Here is a 20,021-nt window from a genome sequence, read left to right as displayed (position 1 = left end):
TCGAGTAAAAAGGAGATTTAAAAATGATGATTTTAGAAGCGAAAAAAATACGAAAAAGCTATGGAAATAAGCACAATAAACACGAAGTGTTAAAGGGAATCGACCTTCAGATCCAAAAGGGTGAATTTGTCAGTATTATGGGTCCGTCAGGTTCAGGCAAAACAACATTGCTCAATGTTCTGTCCTCCATTGATCAGGTGAGCGGCGGAACGATTGCCATCAACCAAGCTGAGATGACGAATATGAAGGAAAAACAGCTTGCCGAGTTCAGGAAGCAGCATTTAGGATTTATCTTTCAAGAATACAATTTGCTCGATACGCTGACAGTGAAAGAAAATATCCTTCTGCCGCTGTCGATTACGAAAATATCAAAAAAAGAAGCCGGGCAAAAGTTTGAGGAAGTCGCGAAAGAATTAGGCATCTTCGAGCTGAAAAATAAATATCCGAATGAAATTTCCGGCGGGCAAAAACAGCGCACATCAGCAGCAAGGGCGTTTATTCATGAACCGAGCATTATTTTCGCTGACGAACCCACCGGTGCGCTTGATTCGAAATCAGCATCAGACTTGTTAAACAAGCTGAGCCAGTTAAATCAAAAGCGCCGGGCCACAATCATTATGGTCACCCATGATCCCGTCGCCGCGAGTTTCTGCAGCAGAGTGGTGTTCATTAAAGACGGACAAATTTATACGCAGTTGAATAAAGGTGAACAAGACAGGCAGATGTTCTTCCAGGACATCATGAAGACGCAAGGCGTGTTAGGCGGGGTTCAGCATGAGCATTAATCAGCTGATCTTCCGCAACCTGAAAAAGAATATACGGAACTATTACCTTTATGTGTTTGCGTTAATCTTCAGCGTGGCGCTTTATTTTGCGTTTGTTACGCTGCAGTATGATCCGGCGATCGATGAAGTGAAGGCATCGATAAAAGGCGCAGCGGCTTTGAAAGCAGCTTCCATTCTCCTTGTGGCAGTAGTCGCGGTTTTTATTTTGTATGCCAATACGATTTTTATTAAGCGGCGCAGCAAAGAAATCGGTTTATTCCAGCTAATCGGCATGAGGAAGCAAAAAATCTTCCGCATCTTAAGTTTGGAAAATGTCATGCTGTATTTCGGCTCTTTGGTCATTGGGGTGTTTGCCGGGTTTTCGATCTCAAAGCTCGTGCTTATGACTTTATTTAAAATAGTAGATGTTCAAGCTGAAGCCGAATTGAATTTTTCCGGAGAAGCGCTTGTGCAAACTGTCATTGTATTCTGCGGAATCTACCTGCTGGTGATGGTGATGAATTATACGTTTATCAAAAAGCAAAGCATTTTATCATTATTTAAAGCGACATCAGCTACGGAAGATCAGGTAAAGAGAATATCCGTTTTTCAAATGATCATTGGCTTATTGGGCATCTTGTTTATTTTGTCGGGATATTATATTTCCACTGAGTTGTTCAGCGGAAAGTTCAAGACCATAGATGAGCTGTTTTATGTGATGAGCTTTATTCTCGGTACCGTTATTATCGGAACGTACCTCTTTTATAAAGGATCGGTCAGCTTTGTCTCCAACATCATCCGCAAAAGCAAAGGAGGCTACTTAAATATTTATGAAGTGCTGTCCCTTTCATCGATCATGTTCCGGCTGAAATCAAACGCTCTATTATTAACGATCATCACCACTGTTTCGGCACTGGCGATCGGTTTGTTATCCCTGTGCTATATTTCGTATTACTCCGCGGAGAAAACCGCTGAACAAAGCGTGGCGGCCGACTTTGCCATGACAAATCAAAAAGATGCAAAACAGTTCGAACAACTATTGGATAAAAACAACATTTCATACAGCAAAAAAGAAGTTCATGTCACTCAGGCGACTTTCAATCTGGAACAAGTTGTCGAAGGGGATCCTGAAAATATGGCTGGCGACCCGGGGAAATTACCCCTCGCCGTGGTCAGCGATGCAGAAATTGACGGGATTGACGTGCATAAAGGAGACGTCATTTTCTCAGGATATACCGACCTTCTCCAGAAATTTATGGCTTTAAAAGAGACCGGTGCCGTTAAGGTAAAGAGCAGGCATGAGACAATCCCATTAAACTATTTAGGCTTGAAAAAAGAGTCGCTCTTATCCTTCAACTTTACCAGCGGCGGATTGCCTGTAGCCGTTGTGGATGATGCGCTGTTTAAACGTTTGAACCAAGACAAAGATCCAAAGCTGCAGCAGAAGCCGAGCCTTTTTTACGGGATCAATTTAAAACATGAAGATCAGCTTCAGCAGGCAAATGAATTGTTTGCAACAGTGAATCAAAATGATCAGCATTTATCGCTCCTCGATGCAAGTACAGCTCAAAAGTCGCTTTTCGGCCTTGCCATGTTTATTGTAGGTTTTTTAGGACTAACGTTTCTGATCACATCAGGATGCATCCTTTATTTTAAACAAATGGACGAAAGCGAGGATGAGAAACCGAATTACACGATTTTGAGAAAACTCGGTTTCACGCGCGGGGACCTTCTGAAGGGGATACGAATCAAGCAAATGTATAACTTCGGCATTCCATTGGTTATCGGGCTGTCTCACAGTTACTTCGCTGTCCAATCCGGCTGGTTCTTATTCGGAGCAGAGGTGCGGACGCCGATGATCATCGTGATGGTGCTGTACACCGTCTTGTATTCTATTTTCGGTTTGCTGTCCGTTCTTTATGGCAAGAGGGTGATCAAGTCGGCGCTGTAGCTGAGTCGTGTGGAATCTCGTGTCGCCCGGCGGCAGTATCAGACGCATGAAAGGGCTGTTCCCGAATGGGGGCAGCTTTTTTTGCTTTACTAAATGAATATTAAACAATATGATAAATTTGTCATTTGTTATTGATTTTTTATTCCTGTACCTTTCTTGAAAAATATTGAAAATTAATTTCGGTTCGATTAATATAAATAACGTAATATGACTAATGTTACAAAAATATGAAAAGGAGCCATTATATGACCAAGGATAAAAAAAGAACCTTTAGATGGAGAAGCTGGATTGCAAGATTGCTAATTTTGGTATTAACCGTTTCTTTAGTGCCCCAGGAAGCACTTCCCGCTCAGGCAGCAGAGGAAAAAGAGGCGGACAGAGGAGATCAAATATCAGTTAAAGACCCTGATCAGCCGGCGGAACAATTTCTCTCGTTTGATGAAGATAATAATCTTGATGAAAACGGCGAGATCCTCTCAGAAAGAACGGAAAACACGAAACTGTTTTATGAAGGAGACGGTATCTTTACACAGGAAGTGTACTTAAACCCTGTTCATATAAAGGCAGCACCTGATGCGGAATGGGAAGATATCTCCCCGGAACTGAAAGCTGGATCGAAGAAAGCAGTCGAGACAAAAAATGCCGTGTTAAACTCCAGCTTTCACAAGGAAATGAAGAACGGATTATATGCAACGTTTGAACACGATGACCACCAGGTGACATATTCACTGATCGAAGCACACGGACCGAAAAAACCCTCAATTCGTTCAGCAGACGCCCCGGCTGAATTTAAAGAAAACAGCAATGAACTCACATATAAAGATGTCTTTCCAAGTATTGACCTGCAAACATTTACTTTTAACGAAAACATCAAAGAAGATTTAGTTTTACATAAGTATGAAGGATACAATTCCTTTACTTTTCAACTGGAAACCGACTTGAACGCAGAAGTCCAAGAAGACGGTTCCATCGCGTTTAAAAACAAGAATGGAAAAGTAATGCTCACGGTGCCAAAACCGTTCATGACCGATTCCAAATTGGACGAGCTTTCCGGGGAAGTGGCCCGCTCAGAGGAAGTTTCTTTTAAACTGAAAAAAAACGACCACGGATATTTGCTTCATGTCACAGCAGATGAGGACTGGCTGAAAGACCCTGAGCGCGTCTATCCTGTTTCAATCGATCCTTCGACATCATTGTCCGTTTCATCGGATACTTTCGTGATGAGCGCGTATCCAACGACAAACTATTCGGCATCGACACAAAAGTGGGATGCGAATTTAAAAGCGTATGTCTTAAAATCGGGATATTACGACAAGTCGACCGGAACAGTCTATGCGTTCATGAAGTTTAATAACTTAAAACCTATCGAAAATATGACCGTCACAAAAGCAACGCTGAAGGCCTATGTTGCGCATTCTTATTACGGGACAAAGGCTACGGGACTTTGGCTTGATACGGTAAACAGCAGCTATGACAATGCAAAAGTCACGTGGAACAACAAGCCGGGCTCAAAAAATATCGGCAAAACAGATGTGCATAAAGGCCAATGGGCCACCTTTGATGTTACATCAATCGTAAAAGCATGGAACACCGGGACAGCCAACTACGGCTTTAAATTCCATACGAACGGAAACGGACAAGACCACTGGAAAAAGCTGATTTCTTCAGCCAATTCGGCCAATAAGCCATATATAGAAGTGACCTATACAATTCCGAAAGCAGAAACACCGACGATCAAAGCGTACAGCAACGGAAACGACACAGGCTACTTTGATGTCAGTTGGAAAAAGATGAATGGTGCAAAAAGCTACAAAGTATGGATTTACAACGGAAAAGAGTATCAAGCGATCTCTGTCGGCAACACGACTTCCTGGAGCACGAAAGGAAAGAATATTTGGCCGACAAAAGATGAAATCGCGGCAGGAAAATACAAACTCCACTTAGATGGAAAAGGCGGCACCGAACTGGCGCTTGACCCTTCACCGGTTTATAAAAATTCAGGCGGTTCCTACCCGACGAGCAAAAATTACTGGATCGCGGTAAGTGCTGTATATGACCAGGGAGAAGGCGCGATGTCGACAGCGGCAAAGCCTGTGATTCCGAACGTTGGACGAGCAGGTGCGCCTGTAACGAAAGGATTCAATAACAATAATGCGACAGGCTATTTCGACCTGTCATGGAAAGCCGTCACAGGAGCAACAGGGTATAAAATTCAAGTCTTTAACGGTAAAAGCTATGAAACGCTCGATCTTGGCAACCGGACTTCATGGACGACAAGCGGGAAAAAAATCTGGCCGACAAAAACCGAAATCAGCGCCGGCAAGTATGGCCTCCATTTAACAGACGGCAATGGGGCAGAACTTCCGATCAATCCGGGACCGACCTATAAAAACGCCGGCGGAGACGCGAATCAAAAAAATTATTCGTTTAAAATCATTGCCTATAACAAGGAAGGCGAAGCAGTTGCATCGCCTGCGGCAAACCCGCTTCTGCCTGACTTGGCGAGGCCGAAAAGTTTAACCGGCTATGCCTATACAAATACAAAGGACAGCCAAACCGGCTATATCAACCTGCATTGGGACAAAGTGAAAAACGCCAAAGGCTACAAGATCAACATCTATAACGGCAAAGAATATCAAACGTATGATGTCGGCGATGTCGATCATTGGACAACGCAAAATAAAAAAATCTGGCCAACCGCGGATGAAATCAAATCGGGAAGGTACCAGCTCCATACTGACGGCAAAGGCGGCGAGCTCGCGATTGATCCGTCTCCTGTCTATGCGAATGCCAACGGCGACTATAAAGGCAGGAAAAACTACTCGTTCACGCTTGTCGCCTACGATGCCAATGGAGATACCATTCCGACGCCTGCATTTAACCCGACGATCAGGGAAGGAGCGGAATTCCTCGGAACGGAAGACTACTGGTCGATTATCGATATTCCGGATGGTCAACTGAACGGCGCCACAGGAAATGTAATCGTCAGCGAAGAAGAAATCTCAATCGACGGACGCGGTCCCGGGCTTGGCATATCAAGAACATACAACAGCCTCGACAATTCCGATCATATATTTGGTCAGGGCTGGTACGCCGATGCTGAAACGACCATTACACCGACTGACGACGGCGCCATCTATATTGATGAGGACGCCACAACACACGTGTTTACAAAAAAAGCCGACGGCACTTATCAGCCGCCGACAGGCGTATACCTGGAACTGACTGAAACAGCCAATGAATTTGTTTTGAAAACAAAAGATCAGACAAACGCTTACTTCAGCAAAAAAGGCGGCAAGCTGCAAAAGATTGTGGATGGACACCAGAATGCGACGATATACAACTACAACGACCACAATCAGTTGACATCTATACAAGACGCGTCAGGGCGTATGATTGCGCTTACGTATGATGAAGACGGACACGTCATAGCGATTACGGGCCCGAAAGGCAAAAAAATATCCTACGAATATGAAAAAGGACTGTTAAAACGCGTCACTGACACCGACGGCACAAAAACGACCTATGATTATGACGGCGAAGGGCGCCTTATCAAGCAATATTCCCAAAACAGCACCGAGGAAAAACCGGTTTTCACGGAATATCAGTATAGCGGCCATCGTCTGGAAAAAGCGATCAACGCCAAAAAAGAAACATACGTTTATCAATACGACACCGCCAAAAAGACGCTGCTAATGACACAGCCAAACGGCCGCAAAGTACAATACGGCTACAATGAAGCCGGAAACCCGATCCAGATCATCGATGATGCCGAAGGACTGAAAATCACAACCAATACAAAATATGAAGGCAACAATGTCATCGAAGAAACCGATCCGAACGATGTCGGCACAGGAAAAGCAACCGAAACCTACGAATATGACAAAAACGGCAACGTCATCGCTGTTAAAGACGCATACGGCACAGAGACGTATCAGTATAACAGCAATAATGACGTAACGAAAATGAAGGATACCGAAGGCAATATCACTGATATTGCGTACGACGGACTTAACGCGGTTTCTGAAACAGATCAAAGCGGAAAATCGTCTTCCGCGGCTGTCTATGACAAATACGGAAACCTAGTTCAGTCAAGCAAAGAACTGGCCGCATCTACAAACCTATTGAAAGACGCAAGCTTCGAAGAAACAAAGCTCGGCTGGAATTTGACTGCTTCAAAAGACAGCGGCAAAATAGCGGCTGTCAGTGAGAAGAGCGGGGCGCTTTCCGGTTCAAAGGTATTGGAAGTCACAGCGCAATCGATGTCCGCCGGAACGGACCACGGCTATATCGCGGGAACGCAGGAAGTCGCACTCGAACCGAATACGACGTATACGTTGAGCGGCAAAATCAAAACCGATCTATCCAAGGCGCGGGCGTATTTTAACATCGACTTACGCGATACGAGCAACAAAAGGATTCAATGGATCAACAACAGCTATAGTACACTGGCGGGAAAAAACGATTGGACGAAACGCCAAATCACGTTCACAACGCCTTCAAACGCTGGCAAAGCCGTTATCTATATGGAAATCGACCACAACGATAAAGACGGGAAAGGCAAGGCGTGGTTTGATGAAATTCAGCTGGAAAACGGCGAAGTTTCTTCAAGTTATAATCCTGTGCAAAACAGCAGCTTTTCAGAAAAAACGGCCGGGTGGAGCGGAAGCGGCGGCAGCATTGATGAAGAAGAAGGCTTCAATGACGATGATTCATTAAAAGCGGCCCGCACCAATACATCGCAAACGAATGTCGTGTATAAACAGACAGTTGAAATCGGTCAAAGCACGACGGACAAACCGTTTTATTTAACACTGACCGGCATGTCGAAAGCGGACGGCGTCAAGTTTACGAGTGAAAACGACTATTCCCTGCAGGCCAATGTCACATATGCTGATGGCGGGACGGGAACGTTTAACGCCAAATTCCCTGCAGGCACTCAAGAGTGGAACCGCGCCGCAGTCGTCATTCCGAAAACAAAGCCGCTCAAAAAAGTCGAGATCAGCGTATTGTTCCAAAAGAGCGCGACAGGAACGGCCTGGTTTGACGACATTCGTCTGATCGAAGGAAGCATTCTCACGAAGACGACGTATGACGAAAAAGGAAACTATGCCGTCAAGCAAGAAGACGAGCTTGGCTATGCAACGATGACATCCTATGACGAGACCGGTAAAAAGACGTCGGAAACCGATGCAAAAGGCGATAAAACCACGTACGAATACGATCAAGCAGATCAGCTGACAAAAATGACGCTTTCCAATGGAACCACAATCCTCAGGACTTATGACAAAGAAGGCAACGAACTGACAAAAACGATCAGGGCGGGGTCTGATCAAACGTATCAATACGAATACGATGTCATGGGGAAACAGGTCAAAACGACCGATCCATTAGGAAATGTTCTGGCCAGTGAATACGATGCAAACAGCAACTTAATTAAAACGATTTCTCCAAACGGCAATGAAGTGTCTCTGACTTACGACGGAACGGACAGGGTCAAATCGAAATCGTATAACGGCACGGAAAAGTACAATTTTACCTATGACAAAAACGGTAACGAAACATCAGTCGTCAATAAAGAACAAAACACGACGAAGAAACGGACGTTTGACAATAAAAACCGTTTAACAGAACTGACAGACCGCGGCGGCAGCCAAAGCTGGACATATCCGTCAGACTCCGACAAGCTGAAAGCTTTCTCTTGGAGCCACGACGGTCAAAAAGGCTCGAACAGCTTCACATATAACAAGCTTGATCAAATGACTCAGATGAAAGACAGCTCATCGACGTATTCGTTTGATTATGATGAAAACGGGAATGTGCAAACGTTTATTACAGGAAACGGAAGCGGCGCCGGCTTCTCGTATGATGAGCGAAATTTAGTCAGCGCGCTGCATGTCGGCACGGCTTCAGGCGAGACAATTTTAACCGAAACCTACGAATACGATCAAAACGGCAACCGGACGACGATTGACAAGAAAGGAAGCGGCAAGGTTCAATACGAGTACGGAAAACTTGACCAGCTCGTCAAAGAAACACATGCCGACGAAACCGTCATTCAATATACGTATGACGGATTCGGCAACCGCACGAGTGTGACGACAACGAAAAACGGCTCTACCAAAACGGTAAATGCTTCGTTTAACATGATGAACCAGCTGACAAAGGTTAACGGTGAAAGCATTACTTATGATAAAAACGGCAACCGGACATCAGACGGACGCTTCAAATATACATGGGATGCGGAAGACAATTTGACAGCCGTCACGAAAAAAGGCGAAGACAAGCCGTTCGTCACCTACAAATACGACGAGCGCGGCTACAGAATTCAAAAAAACGTCAACGGCAAAGTAACAAACTACTTCTATGACGGTGACGGTCTCCAAGTCTTGTATGAAACAAACGAAAACAACGAAGTCACTAAATCGTACACATATGGAGACACCGGTCAGCTACTGGCATATACGGAGAACGGCAAAAAATATTTCTATCATTACAACGCGCACGGCGACGTCATCGCCCTCACCGACAGCGCAGGAAAAATCGTCGCCAAGTACGAATATGATACATGGGGAACACCGACGAAAACTGAAGAAAGCGCTGAAGTAAAGGGCAACCCGTATCGCTATGCCGGATACCGCTACGACGAAGAAACAGGCTTGTATTACTTGATAGCCCGCTACTACGAACCAGAAAATGGCGTATTCCTGTCCCTCGATCCTGACCCGGGCAGCGAAGGCGACTCACTCGACCAAAACGGCTACGCCTACGGCAACAACAACCCCGTCATGAACGTCGACCCGGACGGCCATTGGGTATGGCTGGCGGTCAACGCCGGATTCGCGGCTTATGACGCGTATAAGGCATATAAGTCAGGAAAGGGCTGGAAAGGCGCCGCCTGGGCTGCCGCTTCTAACTTTGGGCCTGGGAAAATATTTAAGGGTGCTAAGAGGGCTTATAGGTTTGCTAAATCGGTTCATGGTAATAGTAATAAATCTAAACGTTTACATCATGGTTATAAAATTCTTGATAAGAAAACACGACAAGTTATGAAAATTGGAATTAGCGGTGGCAAACTAAATAAAAATGGGACTTCTCGAAGGGCGAATAGTCAAGTTAATGCTTGGAATAAGGCTGTTGGAAGCAAGAGATATAAGGCGGTAGTAATTAAAAAGAACTTACGAGGAAGATTAAAAGCCAAACGGTGGGAACAGGGTAGAGTAGACTCCGTTTATCTCGGAGGAGGAAAAATGAGAAGACACAGACTCCCTAAGCAATCAAGATGGAGATAGGAGGAGTAACATTGAAACTAAAAAGTATTGTTATGTTTGATCAAGAATCAAGAATTAAAGATCCTAAAGAAAATTTAAATTTTATTACTCGTTGTATTACAGATTTATTTGAAAGTTTTCTAGAAACCTACGAAACTGAAGATTGTAAACAACTTAATTTTATCTTGGGAGATTTTGTTGAATTTAAAATTGATGCTGAAATGGATGGTTTTTATGATATCGAAGTACCTTTCGATAAAAGTAATTTTCTCTTGATTGAAGATTCGCTGAAAAAGAGAGAACTGGCAAGAACTCTTGAAAAAGGGTTGAGGTTTGTTTCAAAAGAAAAAGGGTGGGATGAAAAACCTTTTTTAAAGGCGTTAGACAAAATGAAGGAAATTCAATATAAAAACCAGTATTATGCATTCAAACACTTTAAATTAAACCCTTCGAAGACTTTGAAGGCTAATGTATTATGTGAGTTTGATTTATATACTTTTCGAATTTTCATTGAAGTATATGATAGAAAAAAAGAGCCTAATTTGATTTCAAAGGAATGTATATATGAAACATTGCCGTTGGAATATGAATTCTTAAGACTAATGCATAAATTAGAATGGCTTAATGATAATGAGGTTGCCCTCTACAAAAATTCACATAAAGTAAAATATAAAAGCTTAAAGATAAATTAAGTTTCAATGAACTGCTATATATAAGCTCCTAGTCCCTATATATTTATTTAAAGTTGTCATATAGCGATTTTTGGGGTGCTTTGATTGGAAATATATCAGCTCAAAAGATGTTGATAAAACGATGATTGTTATAAAGGCCATTAGACTTGAGGTGATTGAAAATGAACGAAACAGAATTCTGGACACTCATTAACCAAGCAAAAAGCCAAGAAGAACCCAATGAGTGGCTGCGAGATATCTTAGTGAAAAAAGAGACCGATGAGATCGTTGATTTTGAGTTTATGATTCAGGCTTTGATGCAAAAAAGCTACCAGTCTTCCCTATGGGCAGCTGCATACATTCTCATGGACGGTTGCTCAGACGATACGTTTGATTATTTTCGTGGCTGGCTAATCGCTCAGGGAAAAGAAACTTTTGAAAAAGTGCTTGATGATCATGAGTATTTGGCTGCCTACATCACGGAAGAAACGCTTGACGAGGAAGGCTATCCGCAAAATGAAGACCTGCTGTCAGTGGCGACAGAGGCGCTGACATACAAGAAGACCGGTGACGATGATTGGGATGATGAAGTATACGACGAGCTTCTAGATGCGCTTGAACAAAAGGGGCTTGCCGAATCAGAAGATATTGAATTGGATTGGGAAGAAGAAGATTTGCCTGAAAGGTTTCCAAAACTGTGGGAGCGTTTTGGGGAAAATCCGCTGGGTGAATATTAAATGTGGCAAAAAAAGCTTGTATCTTTGAACGATACAAGCTTTTTTAAAGCGATGAGGTACTGATACGGTGAAGAAAAACACCTGTACTGCTAGGTTGGCCCGTCACTATGAACCCGAAAACGGCGTATTCCTGTCCCTCGACCCGGACGGCAAGGCCATTGGGGATGGCTGGCGGTCAACGCCGGATTTGCGGCTTATGACGCGTATAAGGCATATAAGTCAGGCAAGGGTTGGAAAGGCGCCGCCCGGGCTGTAGCTTCAAATTTTGGGCCTGGGAAGATATTAAGGGTGCTAAGAGGGCACTTTCTTTTGCGAAAATTGCAAGCAAAAGAAGATCTGCTGTAAAAAAAGCTTGGAAAAGAGAACGAGATTTAATTATTCGAACAGGAAAAAGGACTAGAAAATGGTCTAATAAACGGAAAGCTGAAATTGTTCGTAAGGGTAAGGCTAAAGGAATAATTGGTCATCACATTAATAATGTAAAACATCATCCATGGTTAGCAGGAAATTCAAATAACATTAGGTTTGTAACAAGAAAAGAGCATTATCGTTTGCATTATAATGGGAAATGGATTAAAGAAAACTACAGGAAAAATGATAAAAAGATAAAGGAATGATATGTATTGAATATATTGAAAAAAATCGAAGAATTATATCAAGAAGATTATAAGAAGCTTCGAACTGGAACAATTTTATATGGGAATGTTAATGATGGTATCTGGCACACAACTATTCATGTTCCACTTGACAGAGATGAGCTTAAAGAATTGAATTATGGAATATCTGATATTCAAGGACAACTTCCAGCAAGTTATCAAAATTTCTTGATGGAAACAAACGGTGCCTATTTATTTGACCTCATTCATATTACCGGAAAGAGCAGAAATCAAAAAGGTATGTCCCATGAGGAAAGGATACATGAACCTAGGTATTTAGAAGAATTTTTAAAAGACTTTACTCTTTCTAAAAAGAACAAGCCTTTGCTGGAGAAATACTTCTTTTTCGCAGAATCTTATGTTAACGGGACCGTATATGCTTTTGATGAAGATGAACATGTAGTCGAGTTTACAGACGGGCGATATAAGAAAATTCGAGAATTTGAAGACTTGGATGCTTTGTTGGATCGTGTATTTGAGGTTGGCTCGGAACACTATCGCCACAAAAGTTTTATAGAATTTTAAAAGAGGTGAATTCCCTTGGATCAAAAATTGGAAATTCAACTTAAACGGAATACCTAAAAACAAAAACTTCTGGATGAATAAGGGGCAAGTACAACAGTCATCAATAATTTTGAGAAAAAACATAAGGAAGTAATAACTGAAGAATATAAGACTTTCTTTAGTTATATTAACGGCGTGGTTTTGTATGTAATTGATATCTTTGGTATCTATGATCCAACTGAATCTTATCAAAATGAAAACCTTTATCTTCAACCACTTGAAAGCTCTGATTATGCAGAAATCATAGAGAAACAGGGTCAATTCATATTGGGAGAGGAGAATTATGGAGATCTTTACTTGTTGGAAATGAAGACAGGGAACATTCTTTGGTGGGCTCATGAAGAAGATTGTTTCCGAAAAAAGTGGAAAACATTAGCTGGTTTTTTAAAAGAGAAACTAAGATGAATTTGAAGAGAAAACAACAGAATTATTCTTTTAATTCAACATATACTCTTTTCGTTTGAGGCCTCCAAAATGAACGAAGCAGAATTCTGGATACTCATAAACCAAGCAAAAGAACAGGAAGAACTCAATAAGTGGATGCGTGGTACATTAGTTTATATCAGTAAAACTAAAAATTTGAAACAAAGAGTTGCTGCTCATAAAAAAATCATCCTGATGCGGAATTTAGAAAGAAGAGAAGTGGATTGACTTATGCCCAGGCGAACATTGTTATTTTTTGAAATATGATGGAAGACATTATAGTATGAAATTAAATATCTAGTGGATGGCTTGATATATGAATTAGGAGGTACCCCATGGTATCTGTTAAAAAACAATTAGAGAGTATTTTCTCTCAAATTTTAAATAATGATTATGTTAGAGATACTTTTGCCTCACATCTTGTATACTTTAAAAAAATAGATAATAAATTTATAGTTATAAATTTTAATGTGAGTAACTTTCAAAAAGAAACCATCTATATTGATTATACGTATGGTTATAGTGTTAATCCTAATATTTATTTTTCCAAAACAGAGAGGTTTACAACTCTTCTAGATAAAAGAGATATTTTAGAAAAAATGAATATTTATTTGTATGAGGACCCAACTTTAAGTGCCATAAGGAAGATACCTACTGATATTTTACGTCTCTTATTAAAAAAGGCGGAACAAAACATTTTAAAAACAGATGTTCCTTTAACAAGTGACATACAAGATTATTTAGATAATCTTGATAAGCTGGTTGATTTTTATCTGTCCATAAAGGATTTTGAACAATTAAAAAAAGAAGTTCCAAAAAGCATATTTATAAAAAACCATGAGCTTTCGGAAATTGGATTAGCGGTATGGCATTTTATGATTTTAAATCAGTTTCCAAACGATTATATTAATAGAAATCTAATTACACGTTATGCTAAAGATATATTTTATCAAAAACTAAAAAGTGACACATTTAAATTAGCCAAAGACATCAACGGAGGTGATGATCGTGCTCGAAAATAAAGAAGCGATTCTTGCATTGCTTGATGATTCATTCAAAAAGGGAGAGTTTCCGTTGCTTGATAACGGAAATTTCGATTTCGCAAAAGGCAAACTTTCGGTATTTGTTGAAGGGGATAACTGGCTCTTGACGTTTCAGTTGTTCGGATTGTCAAAATTGGGGCCGGCCATTGATTTTCATGCGCTGGGCAATCAACTAACCAATCATGAAGCAGGCTTTTTAGTTGATGAGCCGTTTATGTTTTTGGGTGAAAAAGGAAACAGATTAGAGTTGGAGGATGTGGAAACCGGTTTCACAAAAAATCCATTTAGTGTGGTCCTTAGAGAGAAAGTATTTCATTTTTTCATTGAGCAGGAAGTGCAAGCAAATATTAATGCGGAGAATGAATGGATTACCTGTTTGAGGAAGATGAGTAAGAACCGTTTATTTCTCGACACTCTCTGGCTGACAAAACATGAACAGCTCCAAACTGCTGGTCTCCCGTCAATGTATGACCCATTGTATACAACAGAAACGTGGATACATCCAGAAACAGAAAAGGATTTGCCAAGTCTTTCTCCTTTCTTTCAATCAATTGCCGAAGCAATTTGCCATAAAAAGGCAACATATCTATCGGATCATGCCGATGGAAACACAGAGTGGTCAATGTGGGCATACACAGATTCTGTCCATTATTTTTAAAAAGGTATTTAAGGGAGAAATTCATTGATTAAAAGTAGAGAAATTCTTAGTTTATTAGACGATGAATTTAGTGAATTAAACCGACCGATTTTTGAATGGCGCGAATGTAACTATATCGGCAGTAAATGTACGTTAATGCGTTTAAATAAAGAACATTGGTTACTTTCAATACAATGCTTTCAAATAGATGATAAAGGGCCTTTTCTGTCTATTCATGCATACAGCAACAGTTTTTCAGACAACTACAGCTTAATCATTATTGACGACTTCTCTTTAATGACCAAAGCAGGTGAGCTTGTAACGTATTATGAAAGTAATCTAGATCAATTAAGCGAAATAGCCAAAATTGAAATTGCGGAGAATCTTTACTATATAAAAGCTAACCAGAGAAACAGATACCAAAAGCAGACAAAAGAAGGAGCATGGAAAACATACTTTAGAAACCTGTTTGAAGATCCTTCTTTTAGAGAGGCCCTTTGGATAAAACCAAAAAATCTTCTAAATGGGTTAGGGCTACAATGCGATTATGAAGGAGTATACGAAACAGAGAATTGGGAGTATCCCGATTATTTAACTAACCCAAGTGAATTGGTTTCATTTCAATCATTTGCAGAATATCTTGAAACTGGACGAGGTCCGGTTTGTGCAGGAGTCCCAAATAATGATTGGAAAAAGTGGGAAGATTACGATATCGACTAAAGCATGTAAGAAAGCCAATATCTACACTATGTGGGGAGAATCACATTCGATAACAAAAGAGGTGTCAGATGTGGAAAAACCTGAATTATCGGACTGTATCTGTAAAATGAAAGAGGTGCTAAAAGGAGGTATGACGAGAGAGGAACTTTCGGATTGGGCAGGGGGTTATGTATACGCTGACGATCCGGAAGTAGAAGATGAGAGGGTATGGAATTTGTTGATTTTACTAAGCGGATTCGATTTAAAGGATTCACCTGAAACATATTTGCATGATAAAGAGGAACTAAAGGATTGGATAGAAGAATACTGGAACGGCCCCATTGGTGAGGTGAGAAAGTGCAGCAACGAACGTTTCGATTAGGAAAAATAGATATCTACTTTCCCGACTCTGTCATCAAAAAATATTGGTTTTATGCAGATGTGGCAGCATTATTGAATCAAGAAACGACGGAGAAGGCTGTCTCTCTCATTAGAAAAGAATTAAAGCATAGAGGATTCGGGAGGATAGCCTTTGATTCAGAAGCCGATGGAACTTCAGTTTCCTATCGGGATGGCCAAAAAGTGTTTGAAGTGGCCGCGGTTATAAATGAACTGCATAATCCTTCCTTTATGGTTTCTCAAGAACTGCGCGACAGTTTTAAAGAAGAGATCGCGAACTATAAGATTCCTAAAGGACAAAAATATAAAATTGGGGATAAGATCATTGTACCTGAAAGGCATAACACTTACTTTCATGTCATGCAGATGATAGATGAGTATGAAGGCAGTGCGGTCTGCATTCTGTTCAATAAGGTTTATAAGGGAATGGACGAGGCGGCTGCAGCAGAAATTGGGAAAGACTTATTAAAAGAACACGTCTTCGCGGCAGTGTGTTTACAAGAAAGCTATATTATCGATTATACCTTTAAGGTTATCAGCTCAAATAATGAGCCGCTCGCTCGTGTATTGTATACAAATCGAAGAAACCGTTTATTAGACGAAACCTTTCCGGATATATCAATTCAAGAATTGTTTGAGTTAGAACGGAATGCTGCAAATAGTGACTTTATGAAGGAAAGCAGACAAAAGCTATCATATCTGACCTGGATTAACTAGAAGGAGTGCGGTCCGTGTGTAAATTAAATACCGAGTCTTTGACGAGTATAGGAAATCTGGATGTGATCAACCTTCTGCATTACCATTCACTGTACTCATCCGATCTTATGTCAAATAATGACCTCATTACATTTTTTGAACATCTCGATTTTAACCAGATTCTTATCGAAGTTATGGGAGCGCCCGGTTTCATAGAGGAAATGATCTCATTCATTGAAGATAAACAATTTGCTGTAAATGCCCTATCAAAAAGGCTCATCCACGTTGAGTGCATGTTGACTAAAGAAGAATTGCTAGAAAGACATAAGCTGACAGAATACCTCTCTTTTCTTGCTTCAATCAATGATTTTGTTGTTTTAATAGCAGACCCTGTTCATAATAAAAAATATTTTAACAGCGTGACTCAAAAGGTTGATGTACGTATCGAATCAAAGGAGAAGGTCATCTGGTTTGAATTTGATGCGACTGATGTATATGTCGTGGAATAAAGCGTTATCAAAGGAGGCGTTTTTCTTCCCTGACAGAATAATAATAAAGGACTGAATAAAAGAGGTGAGTTCTTACTTTTTAGAATCCGGTGGGCATTAGATATTGCAATTCTAAACATATTGAAAAGGTTGTGGGACACTTTAAATTTTATTAAAAGAATTGAAGATTTATATCAAGAGGATGATTACGGGTGCGAGCCCGTTTATTGGTAGTTTGTTTTCTTAGGAGGAAACCTTTTGGAACATATCTTTTACGGAAAAAGCTTCAGTCGACCGATCGGCTATAAAATCATGTTTGAAGAGTCACCGCGAGATGATCATCATCATGTCGGTGGGGATGAGTGGAATCTGCCGAATTGCAGGCTCTGCGAGACTCCGATGCATCAGCTTGTTTGTCTTGATTTAAAGGATGACCGGCTGAGCGAGTTGAGAGGGGAGCACTGTGAAGAACTGGTTTTGTTTTCATGCTTAAATTGTTCAATGCTCTGGGAGGAGCAATTTTTTAAGCTCGATTTTCAAAATCGCTCTGCAGCTGTCATCAAACAAGAACAGGAAGAGTTTGAAAAGGCTGATGACGAAGATCAAATAACGGCTCCGTTGCGGCATGTCCCGGTTTCGCTTGTCGAGATGGAAGCTGAAGATTATCCTACTTCTGAAGAGAGGTACGATGAGATTTTTACAGCACTCGGGACCGCATATTTTGGCCGCGTATTTGGCAAGCCTTTGCTCGCAGAAGATGAGCTTGATTTGACTTGCTGTGAATGCGGACAAGACATGACGTTTGTCGCTTTAATAACAGGTGAGAATGACTTCGACGAAAAATATGGAGATTTGTTTTTTGGAGAGGTGATCCTTTATTTTTCGCTCTGTCCGGCATGTCATATTCTTAAAGTCGAAGCTCAAAGTATATAAACGTGATTGTGAAGGACGATGAACAATGGACATTTGGTCTGATTTAGCGTTTGATGGCACTCATCCTGAGGTGTGTTTTAACGGTTCACGAATTTTCACGAACCGTGAATATGAGGCATACCTTGAACAAGCCTGCCATTTTATCTATAAGATCCTGCCCGGAGAGGTGGGTAAGAAGAAGGAATTTCAAATTGGATTTTCGCTCAGAAGTCCATCTGACGAACCCTGCCGTTCCAGGCTTTCCATGCTACTCAGTCAGAAAGCATCATGACATTGAATCAGGCCGGTATTTGGGCGGATTACAAAAATATCTTGAATGGAAAGCGCGCGATGTACGCAATGATTAAGCTCCAATTATCTTTTGACAAAACAAAATTTTTGAAGATCCGCGGGTGAATGACAATGAAGAAAAGATACAGATATTATCGGCTTGATGCTGATACTGTAAATCAACTGAATGATACGGACAGGCGCCTATCAGGGCCGCTTCCGGCCGACTTGGATGCGTTTGAACAAGACGGGCACGGCTTTTCAGGGGATTTTTACGAGTATTTTGCGCTCGTCGCCGGCAGTTTAGGTTACGTTTTGGCGGATAAAAAAATGCCTAAGGCGCAGCGCCAATCATTAGAAAAATCGTTTTTTGAAGTTTATCCAATAGACAAAATCGAAAATTACCCTGAGACTTTTCATGTGGTAGCCATGCATGAAAACGTCAGGAAATTGTTGTGTTCGATCATAAACCGCAGGAAGACTTGATCATACCAATACAGAGGTGACCATAGTGGAGTTGTCCAAACACGAAAAGCTTAATCTGGAAATACCGGAGTTTTCACCGGTTCATATTAAAGAAATTATCCGGTTTCAATACTACAAGGAATTTCATGAAGGGAAAGACATCAGCTCAATCGACATGACGGTTCTCTATGAAGATGAGAATGACAGCTATCATATTGAATTGACATTTAAGGAGGTTTCTTCTGTTCGGTTAACCGATTTTGAAGGCCGGCATGGCGGTTTCAAAATCGATCAATTAAACGCCGGCTGGGAGAATATCAATTATATTGTTGAAGATTATGAAGACGGGACGTTTCAATTTTATTGCCATACATATGATGTTTCACGCATTGAGCGAATCGTGCCAGGGCTCCACAAAAAAGAGGTCGAGGCTTTATTAAAGGCTTCGAAAGAGAAGCGGTACGAGTATTTTATTAAAAGAATCGCCGATTTTGAAGAGGTATGGTCATTATATGGCGACGGCTGGGTGATGACGGAGGATGATGACGGCCGCAAAATGATTCCATTCTGGCCGGCCAAGGACTACGCCGAATTGTGCGCAGTACAGGAATGGAGCGCATGCACAGCCAGACCGATCGATCTCGAAGACTTTGTGAATGAGTGGCTGCCGGGCATGAAAGAAGACGGGATTCAGCCGTCCATCTTTTTCAACTCAAGAGACGCTATTATATTACCGATCGATTCTCTCTTGGAAGACATCTTGGCGGAATTGGAGAATTATTAAAGGGTTAAACATCAACCGCAGCAAAATCCGCTCTAGCAGAAACCAACCAATAAGGTCAAACAGACAAAGGAGAACGATACCCATTGAGCTGGACCGTTTTAAGCAGCCGGGAAAATGATGAAGTGTGGACAAAGATGAATCGGATCGTCAAATGGAAGCCCGGCCTTCAATGTTCAAGGATGAAGCCGCCGCGGCCGTATATTGTCTATGATGTGTCCGCTGGGTTTAAAGAAGACGGCCGGTTCCTTACTGATTTGGAGGAGAAGATGATCGGGGCCTTCAAGGCGTGTACAGGTCCGCTGGAGACGATGTATGCGCTCGATTGGCAGCATGAAGGATATATGTTTCATCCGCACAGACCGCTTCCTAAAGATGAATATGGGGATTGGCCGATTCCTCTTTTTCCGAATGGGGATTACTATTTCTTTTTCCAGCGTGATTTTGAATGGGGCGTGCTTGGCGACCCTTGGCGGAAAACGATGACTCTATATGGAGAAAAACTCCTTTATCATATTGAACATCATCCACCGATTATTTTCAGAAAGGCATAATCAAAAGCCCGTCGGACTC

General features: G+C 41.4%; 19 protein-coding genes. All 19 read left to right on the top strand.

What is annotated here, in order from left to right; all coding sequences use genetic code 11:
• Window positions 1–23: 23 nt before the first annotated feature.
• The 19 genes from MKX80_RS21535 (at window position 24) to MKX80_RS21445 (ending at window position 20,002) form a co-directional block, all read left to right on the top strand.
• Entirely contained in the window at window positions 24–785 is a 762-nt protein-coding gene (locus MKX80_RS21535) for an ABC transporter ATP-binding protein (RefSeq protein ID WP_154999744.1), read from the top strand.
• Window positions 775–2,715 carry an ABC transporter permease gene (locus MKX80_RS21530; RefSeq protein ID WP_216930077.1) on the top strand — a complete coding sequence of 647 codons (1,941 nt, stop codon included), beginning with the start codon at window positions 775–777 and terminating at the stop codon, window positions 2,713–2,715. The genes MKX80_RS21535 and MKX80_RS21530 overlap by 11 nt, the downstream gene beginning before the upstream one ends.
• Window positions 2,716–2,960: 245 nt before the next feature.
• Entirely contained in the window at window positions 2,961–10,007 is a 7,047-nt protein-coding gene (locus tag MKX80_RS21525) for a DNRLRE domain-containing protein (RefSeq protein ID WP_268345869.1), read from the top strand.
• A gap of 11 nt (window positions 10,008–10,018) precedes the next feature.
• The gene (locus MKX80_RS21520) at window positions 10,019–10,678 is read left to right on the top strand and encodes a hypothetical protein (protein ID WP_165428464.1); all 660 of its coding nucleotides are present in this window, start codon (window positions 10,019–10,021) and stop codon (window positions 10,676–10,678) included.
• A gap of 161 nt (window positions 10,679–10,839) precedes the next feature.
• Window positions 10,840–11,394, top strand: coding sequence for a DUF4240 domain-containing protein (locus MKX80_RS21515; RefSeq protein WP_165428463.1), 555 nt, complete (start codon window positions 10,840–10,842; stop codon window positions 11,392–11,394).
• Between the two features lie 230 nt (window positions 11,395–11,624).
• On the top strand, window positions 11,625–12,011 hold the full coding sequence (locus MKX80_RS21510) for a hypothetical protein (RefSeq protein ID WP_234112445.1): 387 nt from the start codon (window positions 11,625–11,627) through the stop codon (window positions 12,009–12,011).
• A 6-nt stretch (window positions 12,012–12,017) separates the two neighbouring features.
• Window positions 12,018–12,575, top strand: coding sequence for an SMI1/KNR4 family protein (locus MKX80_RS21505; protein ID WP_165428461.1), 558 nt, complete (start codon window positions 12,018–12,020; stop codon window positions 12,573–12,575).
• A gap of 513 nt (window positions 12,576–13,088) precedes the next feature.
• Window positions 13,089–13,265, top strand: coding sequence for a hypothetical protein (locus MKX80_RS21500; RefSeq protein WP_165428460.1), 177 nt, complete (start codon window positions 13,089–13,091; stop codon window positions 13,263–13,265).
• A gap of 107 nt (window positions 13,266–13,372) precedes the next feature.
• A complete protein-coding gene (locus MKX80_RS21495) occupies window positions 13,373–14,059 on the top strand; it encodes a hypothetical protein (RefSeq protein WP_234112443.1) in 687 nt (228 codons plus the stop codon).
• Window positions 14,046–14,738: a hypothetical protein gene (locus MKX80_RS21490; RefSeq protein ID WP_339227617.1), complete on the top strand. Its 693-nt coding sequence runs from the start codon at window positions 14,046–14,048 to the stop codon at window positions 14,736–14,738. The genes MKX80_RS21495 and MKX80_RS21490 overlap by 14 nt, the downstream gene beginning before the upstream one ends.
• A gap of 24 nt (window positions 14,739–14,762) precedes the next feature.
• Window positions 14,763–15,437, top strand: coding sequence for a hypothetical protein (locus MKX80_RS21485; protein ID WP_268342908.1), 675 nt, complete (start codon window positions 14,763–14,765; stop codon window positions 15,435–15,437).
• 28 nt (window positions 15,438–15,465) lie between these two features.
• The gene (locus MKX80_RS21480) at window positions 15,466–15,798 is read left to right on the top strand and encodes a DNA-binding protein (protein WP_326849330.1); all 333 of its coding nucleotides are present in this window, start codon (window positions 15,466–15,468) and stop codon (window positions 15,796–15,798) included.
• Complete coding sequence (locus tag MKX80_RS21475) at window positions 15,774–16,532, top strand: hypothetical protein (RefSeq protein ID WP_268328405.1); 759 nt, start codon at window positions 15,774–15,776, stop codon at window positions 16,530–16,532. The genes MKX80_RS21480 and MKX80_RS21475 overlap by 25 nt, the downstream gene beginning before the upstream one ends.
• Window positions 16,533–16,546: 14 nt before the next feature.
• Entirely contained in the window at window positions 16,547–17,020 is a 474-nt protein-coding gene (locus tag MKX80_RS21470; protein ID WP_268334947.1) for a hypothetical protein, read from the top strand.
• A gap of 237 nt (window positions 17,021–17,257) precedes the next feature.
• Window positions 17,258–17,932: a hypothetical protein gene (locus MKX80_RS21465; protein ID WP_065644338.1), complete on the top strand. Its 675-nt coding sequence runs from the start codon at window positions 17,258–17,260 to the stop codon at window positions 17,930–17,932.
• Between the two features lie 191 nt (window positions 17,933–18,123).
• On the top strand, window positions 18,124–18,279 hold the full coding sequence (locus tag MKX80_RS21460) for a hypothetical protein (protein WP_182069736.1): 156 nt from the start codon (window positions 18,124–18,126) through the stop codon (window positions 18,277–18,279).
• 55 nt (window positions 18,280–18,334) lie between these two features.
• Window positions 18,335–18,688 carry a YxiJ family protein gene (locus MKX80_RS21455; protein ID WP_182069737.1) on the top strand — a complete coding sequence of 118 codons (354 nt, stop codon included), beginning with the start codon at window positions 18,335–18,337 and terminating at the stop codon, window positions 18,686–18,688.
• 25 nt (window positions 18,689–18,713) lie between these two features.
• On the top strand, window positions 18,714–19,451 hold the full coding sequence (locus MKX80_RS21450; RefSeq protein WP_244958248.1) for a DUF2750 domain-containing protein: 738 nt from the start codon (window positions 18,714–18,716) through the stop codon (window positions 19,449–19,451).
• 83 nt (window positions 19,452–19,534) lie between these two features.
• Entirely contained in the window at window positions 19,535–20,002 is a 468-nt protein-coding gene (locus tag MKX80_RS21445) for a DUF2716 domain-containing protein (protein WP_268342909.1), read from the top strand.
• Window positions 20,003–20,021: the final 19 nt, after the last annotated feature.

This window comes from Bacillus sp. FSL K6-0972 (genome assembly GCF_037976035.1).
Classification (GTDB): domain Bacteria; phylum Bacillota; class Bacilli; order Bacillales; family Bacillaceae; genus Bacillus; species Bacillus haynesii.
Note: the sequence above shows the minus strand (reverse complement) of the source record. Positions and strands in the feature narration are given on the sequence as shown.

What these genes read in the sequence shown, in the direction of transcription:
- MKX80_RS21535 (WP_154999744.1), top strand. Translation starts at nt 24, where the DNA reads ATGATGATTTTAGAAGCGAAAAAAATACGAAAAAGCTATGGAAATAAG.
- MKX80_RS21530 (WP_216930077.1), top strand. Translation starts at nt 775, where the DNA reads ATGAGCATTAATCAGCTGATCTTCCGCAACCTGAAAAAGAATATACGG.
- MKX80_RS21525 (WP_268345869.1), top strand. Translation starts at nt 2,961, where the DNA reads ATGACCAAGGATAAAAAAAGAACCTTTAGATGGAGAAGCTGGATTGCA.
- MKX80_RS21515 (WP_165428463.1), top strand. Translation starts at nt 10,840, where the DNA reads ATGAACGAAACAGAATTCTGGACACTCATTAACCAAGCAAAAAGCCAA.
- MKX80_RS21500 (WP_165428460.1), top strand. Translation starts at nt 13,089, where the DNA reads ATGAACGAAGCAGAATTCTGGATACTCATAAACCAAGCAAAAGAACAG.
- MKX80_RS21495 (WP_234112443.1), top strand. Translation starts at nt 13,373, where the DNA reads ATGGTATCTGTTAAAAAACAATTAGAGAGTATTTTCTCTCAAATTTTA.
- MKX80_RS21480 (WP_326849330.1), top strand. Translation starts at nt 15,466, where the DNA reads ATGTGGGGAGAATCACATTCGATAACAAAAGAGGTGTCAGATGTGGAA.
- MKX80_RS21455 (WP_182069737.1), top strand. Translation starts at nt 18,335, where the DNA reads ATGAAGAAAAGATACAGATATTATCGGCTTGATGCTGATACTGTAAAT.